Source organism: Citrobacter sp. Cb028, assembly GCF_030336705.1.
In the GTDB taxonomy this organism is placed as follows: domain Bacteria; phylum Pseudomonadota; class Gammaproteobacteria; order Enterobacterales; family Enterobacteriaceae; genus Citrobacter; species Citrobacter braakii.
Genome location: NZ_JAOWCZ010000034.1, coordinates 181,202 through 202,483 on the forward strand (window position 1 = coordinate 181,202; position 21,282 = coordinate 202,483).

A 21,282-nucleotide genomic window follows, 5' to 3' on the forward strand; every position below is an offset into this window, starting at 1 on the left:
TTTCCGCTGCCCCCGGCTTTTTCTTTTTTTTCTGCTGAGGCATAACGTATGGCATGCGGCGAATTTTCCCTGATTGCCCGTTATTTTGACCGCGTAAGAACGTCTCGTCTTGATGTCGAAACCGGTATTGGTGACGATTGCGCACTTCTGAACATCCCTGAAAAACAGACGCTGGCGATCAGCACCGATACGCTGGTGGCAGGCAACCACTTCCTCCCCGGCATTGATCCCACCGATCTCGCCTGGAAAGCGCTGGCAGTGAATTTGAGCGATCTGGCGGCGATGGGAGCCGATCCTGCGTGGCTGACGCTGGCGCTCACGCTGCCTGACGTCGATGAAGCCTGGCTTGAAGCCTTCAGCGATAGCCTGTTTGAACTCCTCAATTACTATGATATGCAGCTGATAGGTGGTGACACCACGCGTGGGCCACTGTCGATGACGCTGGGTATCCACGGCTACGTCCCTGTTGGACGGGCCTTAAAACGCTCCGGTGCGAAACCGGGGGACTGGATTTATGTGACCGGTACGCCGGGCGACAGCGCGGCCGGGCTGGCGATTTTGCAGGATCGCTTGCAGGTGGCAGATGCAAAAGACGCAGACTATCTGCTTAAACGTCATCTGCGTCCAACGCCGCGTATTTTGCAGGGACAAGCCCTGCGCGATCTGGCCAGTGCGGCTATCGATATTTCCGACGGCCTGATTTCCGATCTGGGGCATATCGTCAATGCCTGCGGCTGTGGGGCGCGGGTTAACGTCGATGCGTTGCCATACTCTACGGCATTTGCCCAACACGTTGAGCCGGAACAAGCCCTGCGCTGGGCGCTTTCGGGTGGTGAAGATTATGAGTTATGCTTTACCGTACCGGAAATTAACCGTGGCGCACTGGACGTGGCGCTGGGGAATCTCGGCGCATCGTTTACCTGCATTGGGCAGATGAGCGCGGACGTGGAAGGCATTCACTTTACGCGCGACGGAAAACCCGTCACGTTCGACTGGAAAGGATATGACCATTTTGCCGCGCCTTAAAAAAGATGTCGCCAAAAGCCGCCTGAGTATGCGCAATCCGTGGCACCTGTTGGCCACCGGTTTTGGCAGCGGGCTGAGCCCAATTGTTCCAGGCACGATGGGATCGCTGGCGGCGATCCCTTTTTGGTATTTAATGACGTTTCTGCCGTGGCAGCTGTATTCACTGGTGGTCATGTTGTCTATCTGTATCGGCGTTTATCTGTGCCATCAAACGGCGAAAGATATGGGCGTGCACGATCACGGTAGTATTGTCTGGGACGAGTTTGTCGGGATGTGGATAACCCTGATGGCGCTGCCGACCCACGACTGGCAGTGGGTCGCCGCCGGATTTGTGATTTTCCGTATTCTGGATATGTGGAAGCCGTGGCCGATCCGTTGGTTCGATCGCAACGTGCATGGCGGTACGGGGATCATGATTGATGATATTGTGGCCGGAATACTCTCCGCCGGAATTTTGTATTTTATCGGCCATCACTGGCCGGTAGGTATCATTTAAATAGGTTTGTCGGATGGCAGCGTAAACGCCTTATCCGGCCTGGAAACACGATGTCGGTTTCGTAGGCCTTATAAGCGCGCGCCATCGGGCAATGCCAGATTATTTAAATCCGACTACCGGATGCTGTTTGTACGGCGTTTCCAGCTCGGCAATCTGCTCTGGCTTCAGCGTCAAATCCACCGCATTAAGTAACTCATCCAGCTGTTCCTCGCGTGAAGTGCCGATAATCGGCGCTGCCACCCCCGGTTTGCTCAGCAGCCAGGCCAGCGCAACCTGCGCACGCGATACGCCTAATTCCTCACTGACACCGGTCAGCCGCGCGGCAATTTGCGCGTCGTTTTCATCGCTCTCAGAGTATAAATTTTTACCGACTTCATCAGAAACCAGACGTGCGGTCGTTTCTCCCCAGGGGCGCGTCAGGCGACCACGCGCCAGCGGACTCCAAGGGATCACCGCGACGCCTTCCTGATAGCAAAGCGGCAGCATTTCGCGTTCTTCCTCACGGTAGATCAGGTTGTAGTGATCCTGCATGCTAACGAACTGCGCCCAGCCGTGTTGTTTCTGTAAGGCCAGCGCCTGAGCAAACTGAGACGCGTGCATGGATGAGGCGCCAATATAGCGAGCTTTACCGGCTTTCACTACGTCGTTAAGGGCTTCCAGCGTTTCTTCGATAGGCGTATTGTAATCCCAGCGGTGAATTTGCAGGATGTCCACATAGTCCATACCCAGGCGTCTGAGGCTATCGTCGATTGAGCGCAAGATTTGTGCGCGGGATAATCCTTCCGCTAAATCATCAACCTGGTGAAAAACCTTGGTGGCGACCACGACCTCTTCGCGGCGGGCGAAATCACGCAGCGCGCGGCCGACAATCTCTTCGCTGCTACCAGCGGAGTAGCTGTTGGCGGTATCAAAAAAGTTAATGCCGCCTTCAAGGGCGTGTTTGATTATCGGGCGGCTGCTTTCTTCAGGTAGCGTCCAGGCGTGATTGCCGCGATTGGGCTCGCCAAACGTCATGCAACCCAGGCAAAGGCGGGAGACCCGTAGGTCGGTTTTTCCTAAGGTGTTGTATTTCATTAATCCACTCCTGCTATGCTCGTGATGAGTTAAGCATAGCAGGAGCGGGGAGGGGATTATGCCAGCCAGGCCTTGATTTTGGCCTCAATTCCGGTGGCATTAAGTCCCAGTTCGGCGCGAGCCTCGTCCTGAGTTCCCTGCGGGATGAAGAAGTCAGGCAGGCCAATGTTCAGCACCGGAACAGGCTTGCGATGGGCCATTAGCACTTCGTTTACGCCGCTACCAGCGCCGCCCATAATGGCATTCTCTTCAAGGGTGACCAGCACCTCGTGTTGGGCTGCCATTTCGAGGATCAACGTTTCATCCAGCGGTTTCACAAAGCGCATATCAACCAGCGTGGCGTTCAGTGACTCTGCGACCTGAGCGGCTTCCGGCATTAGGGTGCCGAAGTTGAGAATCGCCACTTTCGCACCGTGACGCTTCACGATGCCTTTGCCGATTGGCAGATGTTCCAGCGGCGCCAGCTCAACACCCACCGCGTTACCGCGCGGATAACGTACGACCGTTGGACCGTCGTTGTAGTGATAGCCGGTGAACAGCATCTGGCGACATTCGTTCTCATCGCTTGGGGTCATAATGACCATTTCCGGGATACAGCGCAGGAAAGAGAGGTCGAACGCCCCTTGGTGGGTTTGTCCATCTGCGCCAACGATACCCGCCCGGTCGACGGCGAACAGGACCGGCAGTTTCTGGATGGCGACATCATGCAGTACCTGATCGTAAGCGCGTTGCAGGAAGGTGGAGTAAATAGCCACGACCGGCTTATAACCGCCAATCGCCAGACCGGCCGCAAACGTCACCGCGTGCTGCTCGGCAATCGCCACATCAAAGTAGCGGTCCGGGAACTTACGTGAGAACTCCACCATACCGGAGCCTTCGCGCATCGCCGGGGTGATCGCCATCAGCTTATTGTCTTTCGCCGCGGTCTCACACAGCCAGTCACCGAAGATCTTTGAATAGCTCGGCAGGCCGCCGCTGCTTTTCGGCAGGCATCCGCTGGATGGATCGAATTTGGGTACCGCGTGGAACGTAATCGGATCTTTTTCCGCCGGCTCGTAGCCACGACCTTTTTTGGTCATGATGTGCAGGAACTGTGGACCTTTGAGATCGCGCATGTTCTTAAGCGTGGTGATAAGCCCCAGCACGTCGTGACCGTCCACCGGACCAATATAGTTAAAGCCCAGCTCTTCAAACAGAGTACCCGGCACAACCATGCCTTTGATGTGCTCTTCGGTACGTTTGAGCAGTTCTTTAATCGGTGGTACACCGGAGAACACTTTCTTCCCGCCTTCGCGCAGCGAGGAGTAGAGTTTGCCTGAGAGCAGTTGCGCCAGGTGATTGTTCAGCGCGCCGACGTTCTCTGAAATCGACATTTCGTTGTCGTTGAGGATAACCAGCATGTCGGGCTTAATATCACCCGCGTGGTTCATCGCTTCAAATGCCATGCCTGCGGTGATTGCACCGTCCCCAATCACACAAACGGTACGGCGTTCCTTGCCTTCTTTCTCGGCGGCAACCGCAATACCGATACCTGCGCTGATGGAGGTTGAGGAGTGCCCAACGCTCAGTACGTCATATTCGCTCTCACCGCGCCATGGGAATGGATGCAAACCGCCTTTCTGCCGAATGGTGCCGATTTTATCGCGGCGGCCGGTCAGAATTTTGTGCGGGTAAGCCTGATGTCCCACATCCCAGATTAACTGGTCAAACGGGGTGTTGTAGACGTAGTGCAGCGCTACGGTGAGTTCCACCGTGCCCAGACCAGAGGCGAAGTGCCCGCTGGAACGGCTTACGCTGTCGAGCAAATAGCGGCGCAGTTCGTCGCAAAGCTTTGGCAGGCTCTCTTTTGGCAGCAGGCGTAACTCCTGAGTGGAGTCGACCAGCGCCAGGGTCGGGTATTTGGCTATATCAAAACTCATCGCAAGCTCATGGGATATGTTGGTTTATTTATCACGCTGGATTATGTAGTCCGCTAGCGCTTCCAGTGCCGAGGTATCGAGTGACTGTGCGGCCAGCAAACTTAGCGACTGGCGGGCATCCTCAATTAAATCCCGGGCTTTATTCTGGGCTTGCTCAAGACCCAGAAGTGCAGGATAGGTACTTTTGCCAAGCTGCTGGTCAGCACCCTGACGTTTACCCAATGTTGCAGTATCGCCTACCACATCCAGGATGTCATCCTGAACCTGGAAGGCCAGACCGATGCTTTCTGCGTACTTGTCGAGTATTGCCAGGCATTCTCGCCCTTTATCGCCTGCGCTTAACGCACCCAGACGCACGGCGGCGCGAATCAATGCCCCGGTTTTATGGCGGTGAATACGCTCCAGCGCATCCAATTCTACCTGATGGCCTTCAGCGTCCAGATCCAACGCCTGACCGCCGCACATACCGGCGATACCGCTGGCCTGGGCCAGTTCAGAGATCATCGCGATGCGGTCACGATCAGAAACTTCCGGCATCGGGGCGTCGCTGATAATGGAGAACGCCAGCGTCTGTAGCGCATCTCCGGCCAGGATCGCATTCGCCTCGCCAAATTTTACGTGGCAGGTCGGCAGACCGCGGCGCAGGTCATCGTCGTCCATCGCGGGTAAGTCATCGTGCATCAGCGAATAGGCATGGATACACTCGACGGCGGCAGCGGGAGCATCAAGCGTACTCAGGCTGACGCCAAACATCTGACCGGTCGCATACACCAGAAACGGGCGCAGACGTTTACCGCCTAATAATGCGCCATATTGCATGGTTTCGACCACGGGAGTGTTCTGAAAGGGCAATGGCGCGATAAAACGGCTCAGTGCCTGGTTGGCCTGCTCAACGCAAGCCTGTAGCTGCTGCGTAAAATCCATTTACTCATTATCCGGTGTGAAAGGCGTAAGGGCGGCGTCTTCAGTATCTGACAGCAGGATTTGTACGCGCTGTTCAGCCTGCTGCAACTTGACCTGTCCCTGACGTGCTAACTGTACGCCACGTTCAAATTCGTTCAGCGCTTCTTCCAGCGGCAGGTCGCCGCTTTCCAGACGGGTAACAATCTGTTCCAGGTCGCTCAGCGCTGTTTCAAAACTGGCTGGCGCTTCATTTTTCTTCGGCATAATGAATGTCTGACTCTCTGTATTGGCAGCACAAGGCTATGGTAACGGACTCGCACTGATAAGCAAATAACGCACAATGGTAAGGCGATGTGCACAGGATGACCATGATGGTGGTATACTTGCGCGCCTGGATGCAGCCGCAGGGTATGGGCTGCTGTATTTTTTTCCATTACAAGTCATTCAGACTTGCCAAAGAACCATTGCCGCCATGAAGTTTATCATTAAATTGTTCCCAGAAATCACCATCAAAAGCCAATCTGTGCGTTTGCGCTTTATAAAAATTCTGACAGGGAACATTCGTAACGTTTTAAAGCACTATGATGAAGACCTTGCCGTTGTCCGCCACTGGGATCACGTTGAGGTTCGCGCTAAAGATGAAAGCCAGCGCCTGGATATTCGCGACGCGCTGACCCGTATTCCGGGGATCCACCATATTCTCGAAGTTGAAGACGTGCCGTTTACCGATATGCACGATATTTTCGAGAAAGCGCTGGTGCAGTATCGCGATCAACTGGAAGGCAAAACCTTCTGCGTACGCGTTAAGCGTCGCGGTAAGCATGAGTTTAGCTCTATTGAGGTGGAACGCTATGTTGGCGGTGGACTGAACCAGCATATTGAATCCGCGCGCGTGAAGCTGACGAAGCCGGACGTGACGGTTAATCTTGAAATCGAAAACGACCGTCTGCTGCTGGTTAAAGGCCGCTATGAAGGTATTGGCGGTTTCCCGATCGGGACGCAGGAAGATGTACTGTCGCTGATTTCCGGTGGTTTCGACTCCGGCGTGTCCAGCTATATGCTGATGCGTCGCGGTTGCCGTGTGCACTACTGCTTCTTTAATCTCGGCGGCGCAGCGCATGAAATCGGCGTTCGTCAGGTGGCGCATTATCTGTGGAACCGCTTTGGTAGCTCGCATCGCGTGCGTTTTGTCGCGATCAACTTTGAGCCGGTGGTTGGCGAGATCCTGGAGAAAGTCGACGACGGTCAGATGGGCGTGGTCCTTAAACGTATGATGGTTCGTGCAGCGTCGAAAGTCGCTGAGCGCTACGGCGTACAGGCGCTGGTAACCGGTGAAGCGCTGGGCCAGGTGTCCAGCCAGACGCTGACCAACCTGCGCCTGATCGATAACGTTTCTGACACCCTGATCCTGCGCCCGCTTATCTCCCATGATAAGGAGCACATCATTAATCTGGCGCGTGAAATTGGTACTGAGGACTTTGCCCGTACCATGCCGGAATACTGCGGTGTGATTTCAAAAAGCCCGACGGTGAAAGCGATTAAAGCGAAGATTGAGGCCGAAGAAGAAAACTTCGATTTCTCTATCCTCGATAAAGTGGTTGAAGAAGCGAACAATATCGATATTCGTGATATCGCCCAGCAGACGCAGCAGACCGTGGTGGAAGTGGAAACCGTGAGCGGCTTCGGCCCGAACGATGTGATTCTGGATATCCGCTCTGTGGATGAACAGGATGACAAACCGCTGAAAGTTGACGGTGTGGACGTCGTTTCTCTGCCGTTCTACAAACTGAGCACCAAATTCGGCGATCTGGACCAGAGTAAAACCTGGCTGCTGTGGTGTGAACGCGGGGTGATGAGCCGTCTGCAGGCGCTGTATCTGCGCGAGCAGGGCTTTGAAAACGTGAAGGTATATCGCCCGTAGTGACTTTTGCCTGAGGGTGCTGCGCTTATCAGGCCTGCAAGCGGTATGTTTTGTAGGCCTGATAAATTGTTTACGCTGCCATCCGGCAATATAACAATATTATTCAAAACGGATGGGGAGCTTTTTCCCGTTCGACTCCCAGACACCCTGATAGACGCCGTCTTTTAACTCCAGCGTTATCTTCTCTTCCGATTGTTCAGCGGCAGAGGTCTTCAGTACATAATGTTGATTGTCGGCTGTGTCGCATTTACCGTTTAATTCAATCGGTGCGCCAAACTTCTGGTAAAAGTAAGCCCCTTCAAAAAAATCACCGTATTTGCAGTCGACCTTCAACACAATACGCATGCTTTTTCCCAACGTGCCGTACATGACCTTGCCGTCAATGCCGGGCGCTGGCGAAACCGGTGTAGATCTCTTTGCGGTAGTCAGATACTGGCCGTAAGGCGTGAGCTGATCATGCAGTTCAACGGTCGGGATTTTCGTGGTGAAATCGCCCAGTTCGTCACCCGCGCGATTGGCGTGGTTGCTACAACGTCCATTCAGGAAAGCCAGATGGTCTTTTTGCAGGGAGAATTTGTCGATGTAGTACAGACCGTCGGTGTAGGTTGCACATGATGCGTAGAATTCGGCAAAGCCAGAATCTCCAACGTCTTCTTTTATTTGCTCCGGCTTTTGTGATTTCTGTGCGGCAACAAAGGTATCAATTTGGCTGCGGATATCTTTTCTGATACGGGTGTTTAATTCGGTCATCGTGGAGCGGGAAAAGAGGTCGTTAAGGGTAATTGTCGCGCCGTTGGCTAAATCGAAGCTGATCGGTACATTGTACGACTCGCAATACGCCCCGCAGCCTTCGACAAACATGTTGAGGGTCAACACTTTGGCGTCGCGATACTCAACCGTGTAGTCAAGGTTTGCGGTGGGATTCATCTCTGATTTCGCAAACTGATTCACGGTCGCTCGTGGATTATTTCCCGGTAGCTGATTGATAAAGCTTGTGAAAATATAATCGTTAATGCGTTTTGCAACCTGTGGGTTATCCGTTGAGGTAAACCACGGCACGCGATATTGCATCTCAGTGCTTGCGGGATAGCGATACTCAAGGCTCTCAATTTCAAGTTGAGTCGCACTGGCGTAGCCGGAAAGGAGCAGTAAAGCCACTCCGCTCAGATATCCTTTCATCATAATTCCTTGAATGCGAGTGGCCTGAAGATTACTCGTAGTAGTTATAAATTCCCGCTGCCATCACCAGTTGTGATGCCACTTCGTAAGCTTTTTCGCGACTCACCAGGAGATCAATGATTTTTAAACCGAAATCGATTGAGGTTCCCGGTCCCTGGCTGGTTAACAGATTGACGCGCGGATCCCATACGACGCGCTTATCCTGCCACTGGTCAGTGGGAATATTGTCTTTCAGCGCCGGAAAACCGGTCATGTTACCGATGGGAAAAATATCGTGTGGGACGAGGACTGTGGCGGCAGCGGCGCAAATTGCCGCGACAATGCGCCCGGAGCGATGAAACTGTTTCACGGTTTCGACAAGCAGAGGGCTGTCGCGAAAACACTCGGCGCCTTTAATACCGCCGGGCAGCACGATAATATCGAAATCCCCGTCAGCAACTTCCACTAATGGTGCATCCGCCAGTAGTTTTACGCCGCGTGAGCACACGATCGTCAGGCCGCCATCGCTGGCAACGCTTGCGGTCGTGACCTTAATTCCGCCGCGAACCAGCAGATCGATAGTGGTGACCGCTTCGGTCTCTTCACTACCAGGGGCGAGACATACCAGTGCTTGAGCGCTCATACTCACTTTCCTTTCTCTTAACCATTTCAAACAGGCGGGCATTTTCCGGTACGGCGATGCCGTGCGCGCGGGCGCGTTTTAACAAATAACCGGTAATGTAGTCGATCTCAGTATGGCGCAGGGCATGTATGTCTTGCAGCATTGATGAGATATTTTCCGCCGTACTGTCAATCACTTGCTCAACATAATAGCGTAAATCATCTGCTGATGTGTGGTGGCCTTCGCGTTCAATGACCGCCGCCACCTCCTCGCAGATGAGCGCTATTTTTTCAGGATGATGGCGTAACTCTCCATTCGAGCAATCCCATAATGCGGTCAGCGGGTTAATGACGCAGTTGACGGCCAGCTTGCGCCACAACTCAGCGCGAATATTGTTGTGCCAGGCGACGTCCGGCAGCACCTCTTGCAGGACTTCAGCCAGATAACTGAAATCACCGTCTTGTTCACGCGCCGGACCAATCCTTGTTGTTCCCTGAGCGACATGAATGATCACGTTCCCGTCACGGCGTGCCGCGTGGGTTGTGGTGCCCATCAACAGAGGTTGCTTAATGTTATGCAACTCTTCAATCGTCCCCATACCGTTGTGAATCAGCAGAATGGGAGTGGTGTCAGGCAGAATGGCGGCCAGGCCTTTGACCGCATCAGAAACCTGCCAGGCTTTCAGAGTGACAAGCAACAGGTCGCTTTTCGCCAAAAAATCGGGGTCGTTTGCCGTCAGGGATTCATTGAATACTGACCCATCCGTGTCGATCAGGTTAACGCTGCAATAGGGTTGCGGTACGCGTAGCCACCCCTGAACCTCATGTCCATGTTTGCACAGCGTGGTTAGCCAAAGCTGTCCTAACGCTCCACATCCCAGTACGGTAATTTTCATTCTTCCTCCTCACCTGCAACATCACCAGGTGTTAATCCATATCGGCCGTACCCCATTATTGTTCGCAGGTATCAGTACCACGTACAATTAAAGGATACAGCCTAGTATAGCGCTGTCTGTTGTGTAACTTTGCAGGTATTATGCTTCGCATCAAAAATGAAGGGAGAGGAAAAGATGCCATCTTTCGATATTGTTTCTGAAGTTGATCTTCAGGAAGCCCGTAACGCGGTAGATAACGCCAGCCGCGAAGTGGAGTCACGCTTTGATTTTCGTGGCGTTGAAGCGACTTTTGAGCTGAACGAGTCGAATAAGACGATTAAGGTGCTAAGCGAGTCTGATTTCCAGGTCAATCAGTTGCTGGATATTTTACGTGCCAAGCTGCTGAAACGTGGTATTGAAGGCACTTCGTTGGACGTACCAGAAACCTTCGTGCACAGCGGTAAAACCTGGTTTGTTGAAGCTAAGCTGAAACAGGGTATTGAAAGCGCGGTGCAAAAGAAAATCGTTAAGCTGATCAAAGACAGCAAACTGAAGGTGCAGGCGCAGATTCAGGGCGAAGAAATCCGCGTGACCGGCAAGGCGCGTGACGATCTGCAATCCGTTATGGCGCTGGTTCGCGGCGGCGATCTCGGCCAGCCGTTCCAGTTTAAGAACTTCCGCGATTAAGTCGTAATGCCTGATGGCGCTACGCTTATCCGGCCTACAGGTTTCACACGCTATTTGTAGGCCGGGTCAAACGATAGTCGCCATCTGGCACTCTTCACGCCTGGCTGATGGCCTGTTCAACCTCAAATCGATTCGTCACTTTGCTGTCGATTTTCACGTAAGCCGAATGCTCTTTCGCTACAATTAACACTTCGCTTATCCCTTCTTTAGCCAGCAGACGCTGCTTAAGGGTGTCATCTGCGGCAATCTCAGGTGGGATTTCCACTCGCAGGCTACTGACATATGGCGGCTCTTTCATTGTGCTTGCCACCAACAACCAAACTGCCGCCAGAAGCGCGCCGGCCAGGAATACCGCCTGACCATCAAACATTTCGACCACCCAACCGCCGAGCGAACCGCCAATCGCCACGCCAAGAAACTGGCTGGTGGAGTAAACGCCCATCGCCGTGCCTTTATAGCCAGCCGGAGACTCTTTGCTGATAAGCGAGGGGAGGAGGGCCTCCATCAGGTTGAAGGCGAGGAAGAATATCTGAACGCCCGCAATCAGCCCCCAAAAACGCACGTTAGCGCTCCATAATACAATCTCTGCGATAAGGATCAGTAACACGCAGGCGAGGAATACGCGCTTCATCCGCCGCTTCACTTCTGCGTAGATGATGAACGGCACCACGGAAACAAAAGACAGCAGCATCGTCACCAGATAAATTTTCCAGTGCTCTGCGGCGGGGAAACCGGCTTTCGCCAGTTGGCCCGGTAAGGCGACGAAAGTGGACATCAACAAAATGTGCAAACACATGATGCCAAAGTTGAGCTTGAGCAGTTTGGGCTCCGCCAGCACTTTGCTGAAGCTGCCTTTTACCATGCCAGATTCGCGGTTCAGCACGTGGCTGGTGCTATTGGGAACGACCCAAATGGTTAGCACGATGCCGGTGGTTGCAAGAGCTGCAATCATCCAGAACAGCGCGTGTAGTCCCAGCGCATGGGTAACGATCGGTCCTAGCACCATCGCAATGGCGAAGGTGATACCAAAGCTGACGCCGATAAACGCCATCGCTTTGGTACGGTTTTGCTCACGGGTTAAGTCGGAAAGCAGCGCCATCACGGCGGCGGCAATCGCGCCAGAGCCTTGCAAAGCGCGACCGAGAATAATGCCCCAGATTGAATCGGAGAGGGCGGCAATCACGCTGCCGAGAACGAATACCGCCAGCCCGCCGACGATAAGCGGCTTACGACCGATGCGGTCTGAAAGCAGACCAAAGGGGATCTGGAAAACGGCTTGCGCCAGACCATAAATGCCAATAGCAAGGCCAATCAGCGCTTCACTGGCCCCCTGTAGCGCCATACCGTACGTGGTCAGAACCGGCAGAACCATAAACATGCCAAGCATGCGCAACGAGAATACGGTCCCTAAACCCCAGGTGGCGCGCAACTCACCGGGCGTCATTTTGTAATCGTTCATTCCCACCTCTGTATTAATTTCGCGCCTAGTGTAAAGCGGGGAAGGAGTGCGGTAAACCTCTACGATATGTGGAATTGTGTAGTGGGAAAATTGAAATAATTACAATTGCGACTAATTTACTTGCGATAATTACAGGTGTAGTCTTTTTGTGGTTATTTCTAATGGAAAGAGGGAAAAGGAAAATGGCGATTCCGGGCAATATGTGGATTTATGACGATGGTGGTGCGCTGATTAAGGGCGGGTGTGATGTATAGGGAAGAGAATACAGTATTGAATTTAAAGGCTTTCATCACAATTTGTCTATTCCCACTGATAACGGTACAGGCAAGCCAACAGGCACACGCCAACATTCACCGATGATGATCATCAAAGAGTTTGACTACTCTAGCCCGTATTTATACAAAGCTGTCGCTTCTGGTCAGAATCTTAAGTCTGCAGAGATTCGTTGGTACAAAATCAATGATGCCGGTCAGGAAGTTGAATACTTCAATATGTTTCTGGAAGGGGTGCGGATTGTCTCCGTTTCTCCCTCGATGGCTGGTCCAGAGGACATGAATAATAACCATCTTGAAACCATAGAATTACGCTACGAAAAAATCACCTGGAAGCATTGCGACGGAAACATTATCTATACCGACGCATGGAATGACCGGCAGACGGCATAATGGGGGATTGAATGGACACAACTGAAGAGGCGAATGGAACCTATTGGTATCATGGTCACGCTAACGTAACGTCAGGTGAACTGTTTGATTTGATATTCATTGAGCAGTTGGCAGATTCATTAGGTATCACCACGGAAGCTGTTATGCTGGTTTTGATCGGTCAACCATTTATTCCTGTCAAAGGAAAACTATCAGCAGCCACGAACACTCCAGGCACTAGTATTGCATCAATTCTATGTAGAAAACTTCTGAAAGGGGCTCGGTTCCCGTTTGGTTTAAGACTACACGCTCCTATGGGGAAGTTTTCCAAATTGAAGATGGTTCCAACAAACCAAATAGCAACTTACATAGGCCGTTGGGTTCCTTTTGTCGGGCATGCTCAGTTAATCGTGCTTTTGTTCGCGGTGACAAAACATACCCGCGATAAATACAACCTCATCGCACGACCCAAAGATCGCATACAGTGGACATCTTTCTGATGAGAAATTATGAAGCTGAAGTTATTGAGTACATCATGAAGAATTACCCAATCAGGGAACGTTGGTTTAGACCTGGTCTTAAGCAGGTCACGAAAGAATGGACCCTGGAGGATGATTTTCAGTTTATTCCGGAAGATGCATATGATTTTGTAGCTGATTTATTTGAGCATTTTGATATTGAATATTCGAACTTTGATGGAAGGAATTATATTGAACAAGAATACCCTTTCTGGAAAAAAGATCCTCCTGAAATTGAATTAAAGCCTTTGACAGTAGAGATGATTATAGAGTCAGCAAAGGCGGGGAAATGGCTTTATGACTGAATAACATCCCTGCCAATAAAAAAGGGTGCCAGAGGCACCCTTTTCGTATCAGCAGATCGTTACCAGACGTAAGTCAGCAGGTTCTGCGAATTTGGCACCATAAAGTCAACGGACATCATCACGGAAAGCGCGGTAATGGCGATGATGGAGAAACCGAACAGCTTGCGCGCCCAGACCCTGTCATCTTCCACTTTATAACCGCGCAGCGCCATGCCCAACCACCAGACGCTCACCGCCGCAGCAACAATCAGGTATTTATAACCAGCATAGCCGCCCAGGGTTAGCATCAGCGTGGCGATAGCAAACGCCACGATGTACAGCGTGATATGGTTCTTCGCGACCGAAATACCTTTCACCACCGGCAGTACCGGGATGTTGGCTGCCTGATAATCCTTAAAGCGGAAAATCGCAATCGCGTAAGAGTGCGGCATCTGCCACAGACTGAAAATAGCCAGCAGAATCAGCGCACCGCTATCGAACTCACCTGTTACGGCGCAGTAGCCAATCACCGGCGGCGCAGCGCCGGAGAGTGAGCCAATCAGCGTGCCATAAACGGAATGGCGCTTCATGTACAGGCTATAGACGCCCACATAGACCACGAAGCCCATTACCCCCAGCCAGCAGGCCAGAGGGTTCGCGCCAAACCACAGCAGCATAAAGCCAGCAATACCCAGCAGGGTGGCGTATACCAGCGAGACCGCAGGGGAAATCAGACCTTTAACCAGCACGCGGTTTTTGGTCCTCTCCATCTTCCTGTCGATATCCCTGTCGATGTAGTTGTTAAATACACAACCCGACGCCACAACCAGTGACACCCCAACCAACGTGTAGATAAACAGGGGATAATCAATGCTGCCTTTCGAGGCCAGCAGGAATCCCCCAATCACCGAGATCAGGTTGCCAAAGATGATGCCTGGTTTTGTTACTTGCAGGTATTGCTTAAACATCATAATCGCCGCTCTTAGTGCATCATCATGTTGTAGTTAAGGTTCCACATAATCCAGATGGAGCCCACAACCAGGATGGCGATGATTAGCACAGTAAAGACAAAGGCTGTCATGTTCCAACCTTCATCAGATTTGCTATTCATGTGCAGGAAGCACACCAGGTGCACCAGAATCTGTACCACTGCCATTGCCAGAATAGTTCCCAGAATGACGGCAGGAGAGGCAGAACCTGTCATGACCATCCAGAACGGAATAACCGTCAGGATTATCGACAGGATAAAACCTGTCATGTAGGTTTTTACGCTGCCATGGGATGCGCCGCCGCTCTCGTTAGAATGACTCATTACATCGCCCCCATCAGATAAACAACAGTGAACACACAGATCCACACCACATCCAGGAAGTGCCAGAACAGGCTCAGGCACATGATGCGGGTACGGTTAGTACTGGTCAGGCCGCGACGAGCAACTTGCACCATCAGCACCGCCATCCAGATAAGACCGGAGGTGACGTGCAGACCGTGCGTGCCGACCAGCGCGAAGAACGCAGACAGGAAGCCGCTGCGATCCGGACCCATACCGTTAACAATCAGGTGATGGAATTCATAGAGTTCCATCCCGATGAATCCGGCACCGAACAAGAAGGTCAACGCCAGCCAGGAGATAACCTGGCTCTTGTTGTTCTTGTACATGGCGATCGCCGCCATGCCGTAAGTAATAGAGCTGAATAACAGCAGGAATGTTTCAACCAGAACGAACGGCAGTTCAAAAATGTCCTTACCTGTTGGGCCACCTGCTGTGCCGTTCACCAGAACGGCATAGGTTGCAAACAGAATAGAGAACAGAATGCAGTCGCTCATCAGGTAGACCCAGAATCCGAAGATCTTGGTCTGGCCTGCATCGTGGTGCCCGTGTTCGTGCGCGTGGGCAGTCGCGTGCGTTAAAGTATCAGTTGCCATTTTTCAGCCCTGCCTTAGTAATCTCATCGAAATGCTGGTTTTCCAGTTTTTCGACTTCCGGGACCGGCACGTAGTAATCCACGTCTTCATCAAAGCTTTTCACAATCCAGCTGATGATCATGCCTGCGAAGCTTGCAATCGCCAGCCACCAGATATGCCAGATCATGGCGAAACCAAACAGTGTTGCGAAAGCGGTAATGACGATACCGGCACCGCTGTTTTTCGGCATATGAATTTCTTCATAGTGCGCAGGCTGCTTGTACGCTTCACCTTTTTCTTTCATTTCCCAGAAGGCATCACGCTCGTGAACGTGCGGCACAACGGCAAAGTTGTAGAACGGAGGCGGGGAAGAGGTTGCCCACTCCAGCGTACGACCACCCCATGGGTCACCGGTCAGGTCGCGGTTCTGCTCGCGGTCGCGAATAGAAACGAAGATCTGAATCAGCTGGCACAGGATACCCAATGCAATCAGCGCGGCACCGCAGGCGGCAACGACCAGCATCGGATGGAACTGCGGGTCAATCTGCTGGCTGAGGCGACGGGTCATCCCCATAAAGCCCAGCACATACAGCGGCATAAACGCCACGAAGAAGCCGATGATCCAGAACCAGAATGCGCGTTTACCCCAGGTTTCGTTCAGCGTGAAGCCAAACGCTTTTGGCCACCAGTAGGTCATACCTGCGAAGCATCCAAATACGACGCCGCCGATGATAACGTTATGGAAGTGCGCAATCAGGAACAGACTGTTGTGCAGCACGAAGTCCGCACCCGGAACCGCCAACAGTACGCCGGTCATGCCGCCGACTGAGAAGGTAACGATAAAGCCAATCGTCCACAGCATCGCTGAGTGGAATACGATACGACCCTGGTACATGGTGAACAGCCAGTTGAAGATCTTCACCCCGGTCGGGATGGCGATAATCATGGTGGTAATACCGAAGAAGGCGTTTACGTTAGCGCCTGCACCCATGGTGAAGAAGTGGTGCAGCCAAACAACGAACGACAGAACGGTGATACAGACGGTTGCCCACACCAGTGAGGTGTAACCAAACAGACGTTTACGTGAGAAGGTTGCAGCGATTTCGGAGAACACACCGAAGACCGGCAGAACCAGAATGTACACTTCCGGATGGCCCCAGGCCCAAATCAGGTTGATGTACATCATCATGTTGCCGCCCATATCGTTGGTAAAGAAATGGGTGCCCAGATAGCGATCCAGGGTCAGCAACGCGACGGTAACCGTCAGGATTGGGAAAGACGCGATAATCAGGATGTTCGCACACAGCGATGCCCAGCTAAATACCGGCATCTTGAACATGGTCATTCCTGGCGCACGCATCTTAATGATGGTCACAAAGAAGTTGATCCCGGTTAGGGTTGTACCAATACCGGACAACTGGACTGCCCATATCCAATAATCGACCCCGACGCTTGGACTGTACTCTATTCCCGAGAGTGGCGGGTACGCCAGCCAACCGGTCTGTGCGAATTCACCCACGCCCAGAGACAGGTTAACCAGGATTACGCCGACAACGGTGAACCAGAAGCTCAGGTTGTTCAGGAACGGGAATGCAACGTCACGTGCGCCGATCTGCAGCGGAACCACCAGGTTCATCAGACCGATAACAAATGGCATTGCCACGAAGAAGATCATAATCACGCCGTGAGCAGTGAAGATCTGGTCGTAGTGGTGAGGTGGCAGGAAGCCCGCTTCACCTGCAGAAGCCAGCGCTTGCTGACTACGCATCATGATGGCGTCGGCAAAGCCACGAATCAACATGACGATTGCGACAATGACATACATGATGCCAAGGCGTTTGTGGTCAACCGAAGTTAGCCACTCTTTCCACAGGTAGGTCCACTTACCGAAGTAAGTGATTAGGCCCAGTAAGGCCGCACCACCGATGATAATGGCAGCGATCGTAACCATGACAATTGGTTCATGGAACGGCACTGCATCCAGCGTCAATTTTCCGAACATCGTATTCTTCCTCGGCCCCTTAGTGAGCGGATTCCGCGTGGCTCATGTCCATGCCTTCCATTCCTTCGTGTGCGCTGTGCTCACCTTCGGGTTGGGTCATGTCCATGCTCTTACCGTGAGCCATAAATTTGTTAATAACGTCTTTAAACAAATCTGGTTTCACGTTGGAGAAGTATTCCACCTGGTTGTATTCGCTTGGCACAGCCACTTTTTCGAACGCAGCCATGTCGCTCATGGTGTTCGTGGACTGTTTAGCTTTAGCAACCCATTGGTCGAATTCGGCGCGGTCCTTTGTTGCGATAGCCTTGAACTTCATACCGGAGAAGCCTGGTCCGCTATAGCTTGCGGAGATACCATCATAAGTACCGACTTCGTTGGCGATCAGATGCAGTCGAGTCTGCATACCGGCCATGGCATAAATCTGGCTACCCAGACGCGGGATAAAGAAGGAGTTCATCACGGAGTTGGATGTCACTTTGAACTCAACCGGAGTATTCGCCGGGAAGGCGATTTCATTCACGGTAGCGATACCTTGTTCCGGATAGATGAAGAACCATTTCCAGTCCATGGAAACCACTTCAATGGTAATGGGCTTCTCGTCATGCGCCAGCGGTTTGCTTGGCTCAAGAGCGTGAGTGGTTTTCCAGGTCAGTACGGCAAGGAAAATGATGATTAAGATCGGCACCGTCCAGACCACAGCTTCCACTTTATTGGAGTGTGACCAGTTCGGGCTGTACTTCGCATCTTTATTGCTTGCACGATACTTCCAGGCGAAACCAACAGCCATCAAGATGGCAGGAATAACGACAATCAACATCAGGCCAAATGCCGTCAGTATCAGAGAACGTTGTTCCAGTCCAATCTGTCCTTTAGGGTCAAGCAGCGCAGAATTACAGCCACTGAGTAATGCAGTGCCTGCAATTAATGACAACCATCCCAAACTTTTATTGTATTTCCTGAGTCTCATTTAACGACCTCAATTCCACGGGACCGGGTGGCGTTTAAAGTGTGAGGGCATTTTACGGGAAGGTTACATTACTGTAAACATCCTTGGATCTGTGTTACTGGGTTCTGCCGGGCATGTCACATATGTTGCAATATATGTCGTTTTGACTTTAAGAACCTGTTGCAACATCACGTTATAACGAAAGCGGGCAAGCGGGAGACGTGCTGAGGGCAATTGGTATAACCAATACGAAAATAAAACAATTGTTTAACAATTGATTATCAATAAAAAGACAATTGAAGAACAAAAAATAAATCTGTAGTGGCTGAATCGAGTAAGGGAAATAGTATATATAAAAGGCGTCAATAATTTCCAAATTCTTTGGCGCACAAAATAACAAATAATATTTTTAGTAATTGTTGTTTATTTAGCCGTTATAATTACGCAGGGTGATTACAACGGCGATATTAATGTGGATTTTTACGCCAGGCGGGTTTTGCGCAGTGCCAGATAATCCAGCAATCCACCAAAAACGACCCCGCAGACCGCGACCACTACCGAGATTTCCAGCAGTTCCGGCAGGAAGGAGAAGTTGGTGTAATCCAGCGCGTTCATGGTTAATAGCAGCAGCCAAACCACCAGCAGACAGCAGCCCGCAACCAACGTCATTAATGCCAGGCTGTACGCGCCACGAAATTCCGTGCGCGGAATGAAGCTCTCATTTTGCCAGCTATGTTCCAGAGTCTGACGACAAACCAGCAGCAGTATGAGGCCGGGGATAGCGGCAAACACAGAGAACAAATAAAACGTTGGCCACCCGTGCGCTTCAACAAACCAACCTGCTACCGGGCCAACGTAAACGCGACCAACGGCGGAAAGCGCGGAGAGCAGAGCGAACTGGGTCGCTGAGAAGGACTTATTGCACAGCGTCATTAATAAGGCGACAAACGCTGCCGTACCCATGCCACCACACAGGTTTTCAAAGAAGACGGCGGCGGCCATACTGAACATGTGTTTGTCAGTGATGGACAATAACCAGTAGCCCGCATTCGACGCCCCCTGCAGGATGCCGAAAATCAGCAATGCGCGAAACAGCGAAAGGCGTTGCATCAGGATCCCGCCGTACAGCGCGCCAACGATGGTTGCCAGCAGTCCGAGCGTTTTATTCACCACGCCTACTTCACCCGCATCAAATCCGACGCCGCGGATTAAAAAGGTTGTAGTCAGGCTCATGGCAAAGGCATCCCCGAGCTTATACAGAACGATAAGCAGCAGAATTAGCCAGGCGTTGTTACGACCAAAGAAGTCGCGCAGCGGGGCCACAACCGCCTGCTCTAGCGTTTTGGGCACCGGAATGGCATCAGTCGGTTCGGGCGCTAGCAGGGTAGCGATGATGCAAGGTATCAGCAGCGCCGCCATCAGCCAGTACATTCCTTGCCAGCCCAGCCAGCGGTCGGCCATCCACAGAGCCAGCCCACCGGAAACCAGCATCCCTAAACGATAGCCCAGCACGCTGATAGCCGCGCCAGTGCCGCGTTCTTCGGCGGGTAGCACGTCGGTTTTCCATGCGTCAAAGACGATATCCTGCGATGCCGAGCAAAACGCGATCACCACCGCAAGCGCGGCCATCCAGCGTAGCTGCGTGCCAGGCTCCAGAAAGCCCATCGCGGCGATAGAAATCAGTAACAGCACCTGAGTTGCCAACAGCCAGCCACGGCGTCGACCTAAAAACGGCGGCGTGTAGCGGTCCATTAGCGGAGACCAGAGGAACTTAAACACGTAGGCCTGGCCGACCAGAGAAAAGAAACCGATAGTTTTAAGATCGATATTCTCGACTGTCATCCATGCCTGAAGCGTACCCGAGGTCAGTGCGAGTGGTAAACCGGAGGCGAATCCCAGTATGAGCAGGATAGCTGAACGTGGTTGCTGAAAAATACGTAAGTAATGACTGGACATGGGCTTCTATAGGCCCGACGAACGCCGGGCCATATGGGCAGAAATTAACGAGCGTTCTGCTTGATGAAATCGTGAACGCTGGTGTCCTGAGACATATCAGCGATGGTATCGGTCAGCACGCTGTTAACGGCGTCAGCGATATTTTTGTTAGAGGCCTGCAGTGCGCCTTCAACAGAATAGCTTGCGCGGTAGTTTTTGGTCATCTTGTTGCCGTTAGCAGCAGTCGCAATGATGGCGATGTCTGCCTTGGTGGCGATGTTATAGCGCACGCTACCCTGGGACACGTCTGCATACAGCTGGCTAACAATGATTTGCAGGTTAACAGCACCGTTTGGCCCAATCATATAACCGCGTGCGGTCATCTGTTTTTCCAGTACTTCTTGCAGCAGGAAGCGCAGATCGCGGGACGCGGTCAGGGTAACAAGCTGGTTGTCACGGGTAACTTTTGCCAGCGCCTGATCCTGACGCTGGTCGGCACCATTGATGCTAACGGTCACACCCATCAGGCTCGGGTCCTGCTGTGGCAGGGTAATTTTCGGGGAAACTTCAATAGTGGTCGGCGGCGTTGCGCATCCAGCTAACATAAACAGCGCGACAAACGGGACGAGGATTTTTTTAAACATGCCAGGGCTCTCAGCGAATCTAAATTGTATGGTTGGAGAAAATTCCCGCCATCATAACATCGCCAACGATGAGGGGAAGTGGGTAACGCATGTAAATTCATTGTGTTGTCAGTTTTATGTCTTTGTGGAGACCATAAACGGACTTTTTGCAATAAATCGAAGTGAGGATTTAGTGAACTTCATCCATTTGGCTGAGAAAATCAGACAAACGCTAATTTTTTGTTGCTAAGGTGTAATGAAAGCGGTAAAAGCGGCTAGTATTTAA

At 52.1% G+C, this 21,282-nt stretch carries 21 protein-coding genes and 1 pseudogene; 7 read left to right on the forward strand and 15 right to left on the reverse strand.

From position 1 onward, the window contains the following. Nucleotides 1–48: 48 nt before the first annotated feature. Entirely contained in the window at nt 49–1,026 is a 978-nt protein-coding gene (thiL, locus tag OGV75_RS10400) for a thiamine-phosphate kinase (RefSeq protein ID WP_286480635.1), read from the forward strand. After that, nucleotides 1,004–1,522, forward strand: coding sequence for a phosphatidylglycerophosphatase A (gene pgpA, locus OGV75_RS10405; protein WP_016152036.1), 519 nt, complete (start codon nt 1,004–1,006; stop codon nt 1,520–1,522). Before thiL ends, pgpA begins: the two co-directional genes overlap by 23 nt. 99 nt (nt 1,523–1,621) lie before the next feature. Here the strand turns inward: pgpA and yajO are convergent, their stop codons facing one another. Genes yajO through xseB form a run of 4 tightly spaced genes read right to left on the reverse strand, consistent with a single transcriptional unit; the run spans nt 1,622 to nt 5,682 of the window. Next, nucleotides 1,622–2,596: a 1-deoxyxylulose-5-phosphate synthase YajO gene (yajO, locus tag OGV75_RS10410; RefSeq protein ID WP_286480636.1), complete on the reverse strand. Its 975-nt coding sequence runs from the start codon at nt 2,594–2,596 to the stop codon at nt 1,622–1,624. A 56-nt stretch (nt 2,597–2,652) separates the two neighbouring features. Beyond that, on the reverse strand, nt 2,653–4,515 hold the full coding sequence (dxs, locus tag OGV75_RS10415) for a 1-deoxy-D-xylulose-5-phosphate synthase (RefSeq protein WP_049042283.1): 1,863 nt from the start codon (nt 4,513–4,515) through the stop codon (nt 2,653–2,655). Between the two features lie 24 nt (nt 4,516–4,539). Beyond that, nucleotides 4,540–5,439, reverse strand: a complete 900-nt coding sequence (gene ispA / locus OGV75_RS10420; protein ID WP_016152039.1) for a (2E,6E)-farnesyl diphosphate synthase — start codon at nt 5,437–5,439, stop codon at nt 4,540–4,542. Beyond that, complete coding sequence (xseB, locus tag OGV75_RS10425; RefSeq protein WP_016152040.1) at nt 5,440–5,682, reverse strand: exodeoxyribonuclease VII small subunit; 243 nt, start codon at nt 5,680–5,682, stop codon at nt 5,440–5,442. 208 nt (nt 5,683–5,890) lie between these two features. Here xseB and thiI point away from each other — a divergent pair, with 208 nt between their 5' ends. Beyond that, a complete protein-coding gene (gene thiI / locus OGV75_RS10430) occupies nt 5,891–7,339 on the forward strand; it encodes a tRNA uracil 4-sulfurtransferase ThiI (RefSeq protein ID WP_005125147.1) in 1,449 nt (482 codons plus the stop codon). Between the two features lie 99 nt (nt 7,340–7,438). Here the strand turns inward: thiI and OGV75_RS10435 are convergent, their stop codons facing one another. The 3 genes from OGV75_RS10435 to panE are packed head-to-tail and all read right to left on the reverse strand — an operon-like array spanning nt 7,439 to nt 10,014. Next, nucleotides 7,439–8,518 carry a hypothetical protein gene (locus OGV75_RS10435; RefSeq protein ID WP_200013922.1) on the reverse strand — a complete coding sequence of 360 codons (1,080 nt, stop codon included), beginning with the start codon at nt 8,516–8,518 and terminating at the stop codon, nt 7,439–7,441. 31 nt (nt 8,519–8,549) lie between these two features. Beyond that, nucleotides 8,550–9,140, reverse strand: coding sequence for a protein deglycase YajL (gene yajL, locus OGV75_RS10440; RefSeq protein WP_016152043.1), 591 nt, complete (start codon nt 9,138–9,140; stop codon nt 8,550–8,552). Then, complete coding sequence (gene panE, locus OGV75_RS10445) at nt 9,103–10,014, reverse strand: 2-dehydropantoate 2-reductase (protein ID WP_016155860.1); 912 nt, start codon at nt 10,012–10,014, stop codon at nt 9,103–9,105. Before panE ends, yajL begins: the two co-directional genes overlap by 38 nt. A gap of 174 nt (nt 10,015–10,188) precedes the next feature. On the opposite strand from panE, the gene OGV75_RS10450 reads away from it, so the two are divergent. Next, the gene (locus OGV75_RS10450) at nt 10,189–10,680 is read left to right on the forward strand and encodes a YajQ family cyclic di-GMP-binding protein (protein ID WP_003831002.1); all 492 of its coding nucleotides are present in this window, start codon (nt 10,189–10,191) and stop codon (nt 10,678–10,680) included. A 94-nt stretch (nt 10,681–10,774) separates the two neighbouring features. On the opposite strand, the gene OGV75_RS10455 is transcribed toward OGV75_RS10450, so the two are convergent. Beyond that, nucleotides 10,775–12,139, reverse strand: coding sequence for an MFS transporter (locus tag OGV75_RS10455; protein WP_016152045.1), 1,365 nt, complete (start codon nt 12,137–12,139; stop codon nt 10,775–10,777). A 182-nt stretch (nt 12,140–12,321) separates the two neighbouring features. On the opposite strand from OGV75_RS10455, the pseudogene OGV75_RS10460 reads away from it, so the two are divergent. The 3 genes and pseudogenes from OGV75_RS10460 to OGV75_RS10470 all read left to right on the forward strand — a co-directional run bounded on the left by OGV75_RS10460 (nt 12,322) and on the right by OGV75_RS10470 (nt 13,606). Continuing rightward, nucleotides 12,322–12,804 (forward strand): annotated as a pseudogene (locus OGV75_RS10460) (Hcp family type VI secretion system effector). An 11-nt stretch (nt 12,805–12,815) separates the two neighbouring features. Continuing rightward, nucleotides 12,816–13,283: an STM2901 family protein gene (locus tag OGV75_RS10465; protein ID WP_016152047.1), complete on the forward strand. Its 468-nt coding sequence runs from the start codon at nt 12,816–12,818 to the stop codon at nt 13,281–13,283. Then, nucleotides 13,283–13,606: a DUF1493 family protein gene (locus tag OGV75_RS10470; protein WP_142417658.1), complete on the forward strand. Its 324-nt coding sequence runs from the start codon at nt 13,283–13,285 to the stop codon at nt 13,604–13,606. The genes OGV75_RS10465 and OGV75_RS10470 overlap by 1 nt, the downstream gene beginning before the upstream one ends. A gap of 59 nt (nt 13,607–13,665) precedes the next feature. Here the strand turns inward: OGV75_RS10470 and cyoE are convergent, their stop codons facing one another. From cyoE to OGV75_RS10505, 7 genes are all read right to left on the reverse strand, one after another. Continuing rightward, the gene (cyoE, locus tag OGV75_RS10475; RefSeq protein ID WP_003831005.1) at nt 13,666–14,556 is read right to left on the reverse strand and encodes a heme o synthase; all 891 of its coding nucleotides are present in this window, start codon (nt 14,554–14,556) and stop codon (nt 13,666–13,668) included. A gap of 11 nt (nt 14,557–14,567) precedes the next feature. Then, on the reverse strand, nt 14,568–14,897 hold the full coding sequence (locus OGV75_RS10480) for a cytochrome o ubiquinol oxidase subunit IV (protein ID WP_003831006.1): 330 nt from the start codon (nt 14,895–14,897) through the stop codon (nt 14,568–14,570). After that, nucleotides 14,897–15,511: a cytochrome o ubiquinol oxidase subunit III gene (locus OGV75_RS10485; RefSeq protein WP_003831007.1), complete on the reverse strand. Its 615-nt coding sequence runs from the start codon at nt 15,509–15,511 to the stop codon at nt 14,897–14,899. The genes OGV75_RS10480 and OGV75_RS10485 overlap by 1 nt, the downstream gene beginning before the upstream one ends. Then, complete coding sequence (gene cyoB / locus OGV75_RS10490; RefSeq protein ID WP_003831008.1) at nt 15,501–17,492, reverse strand: cytochrome o ubiquinol oxidase subunit I; 1,992 nt, start codon at nt 17,490–17,492, stop codon at nt 15,501–15,503. The genes OGV75_RS10485 and cyoB overlap by 11 nt, the downstream gene beginning before the upstream one ends. A gap of 19 nt (nt 17,493–17,511) precedes the next feature. Next, nucleotides 17,512–18,459, reverse strand: a complete 948-nt coding sequence (gene cyoA / locus OGV75_RS10495) for a cytochrome o ubiquinol oxidase subunit II (RefSeq protein ID WP_003847580.1) — start codon at nt 18,457–18,459, stop codon at nt 17,512–17,514. Between the two features lie 459 nt (nt 18,460–18,918). Next, complete coding sequence (gene ampG, locus OGV75_RS10500) at nt 18,919–20,394, reverse strand: muropeptide MFS transporter AmpG (protein WP_032946977.1); 1,476 nt, start codon at nt 20,392–20,394, stop codon at nt 18,919–18,921. Nucleotides 20,395–20,438: 44 nt separating this feature from the next. Continuing rightward, nucleotides 20,439–21,017, reverse strand: a complete 579-nt coding sequence (locus tag OGV75_RS10505) for a lipoprotein (protein ID WP_016152050.1) — start codon at nt 21,015–21,017, stop codon at nt 20,439–20,441. Between the last annotated feature and the right edge of the window lie 265 nt (nt 21,018–21,282).

Coding starts and splice junctions, on each gene's coding strand:
- thiL (WP_286480635.1), top strand. CDS start 49: ATGGCATGCGGCGAATTTTCCCTGATTGCCCGTTATTTTGACCGCGTA.
- pgpA (WP_016152036.1), top strand. CDS start 1,004: ATGACCATTTTGCCGCGCCTTAAAAAAGATGTCGCCAAAAGCCGCCTG.
- yajO (WP_286480636.1), bottom strand. CDS start 2,596: ATGAAATACAACACCTTAGGAAAAACCGACCTACGGGTCTCCCGCCTT.
- dxs (WP_049042283.1), bottom strand. CDS start 4,515: ATGAGTTTTGATATAGCCAAATACCCGACCCTGGCGCTGGTCGACTCC.
- ispA (WP_016152039.1), bottom strand. CDS start 5,439: ATGGATTTTACGCAGCAGCTACAGGCTTGCGTTGAGCAGGCCAACCAG.
- xseB (WP_016152040.1), bottom strand. CDS start 5,682: ATGCCGAAGAAAAATGAAGCGCCAGCCAGTTTTGAAACAGCGCTGAGC.
- thiI (WP_005125147.1), top strand. CDS start 5,891: ATGAAGTTTATCATTAAATTGTTCCCAGAAATCACCATCAAAAGCCAA.
- OGV75_RS10435 (WP_200013922.1), bottom strand. CDS start 8,518: ATGAAAGGATATCTGAGCGGAGTGGCTTTACTGCTCCTTTCCGGCTAC.
- yajL (WP_016152043.1), bottom strand. CDS start 9,140: ATGAGCGCTCAAGCACTGGTATGTCTCGCCCCTGGTAGTGAAGAGACC.
- panE (WP_016155860.1), bottom strand. CDS start 10,014: ATGAAAATTACCGTACTGGGATGTGGAGCGTTAGGACAGCTTTGGCTA.
- OGV75_RS10450 (WP_003831002.1), top strand. CDS start 10,189: ATGCCATCTTTCGATATTGTTTCTGAAGTTGATCTTCAGGAAGCCCGT.
- OGV75_RS10455 (WP_016152045.1), bottom strand. CDS start 12,139: ATGAACGATTACAAAATGACGCCCGGTGAGTTGCGCGCCACCTGGGGT.
- OGV75_RS10465 (WP_016152047.1), top strand. CDS start 12,816: ATGGACACAACTGAAGAGGCGAATGGAACCTATTGGTATCATGGTCAC.
- OGV75_RS10470 (WP_142417658.1), top strand. CDS start 13,283: ATGAGAAATTATGAAGCTGAAGTTATTGAGTACATCATGAAGAATTAC.
- cyoE (WP_003831005.1), bottom strand. CDS start 14,556: ATGATGTTTAAGCAATACCTGCAAGTAACAAAACCAGGCATCATCTTT.
- OGV75_RS10480 (WP_003831006.1), bottom strand. CDS start 14,897: ATGAGTCATTCTAACGAGAGCGGCGGCGCATCCCATGGCAGCGTAAAA.
- OGV75_RS10485 (WP_003831007.1), bottom strand. CDS start 15,511: ATGGCAACTGATACTTTAACGCACGCGACTGCCCACGCGCACGAACAC.
- cyoB (WP_003831008.1), bottom strand. CDS start 17,492: ATGTTCGGAAAATTGACGCTGGATGCAGTGCCGTTCCATGAACCAATT.
- cyoA (WP_003847580.1), bottom strand. CDS start 18,459: ATGAGACTCAGGAAATACAATAAAAGTTTGGGATGGTTGTCATTAATT.
- ampG (WP_032946977.1), bottom strand. CDS start 20,394: ATGTCCAGTCATTACTTACGTATTTTTCAGCAACCACGTTCAGCTATC.
- OGV75_RS10505 (WP_016152050.1), bottom strand. CDS start 21,017: ATGTTTAAAAAAATCCTCGTCCCGTTTGTCGCGCTGTTTATGTTAGCT.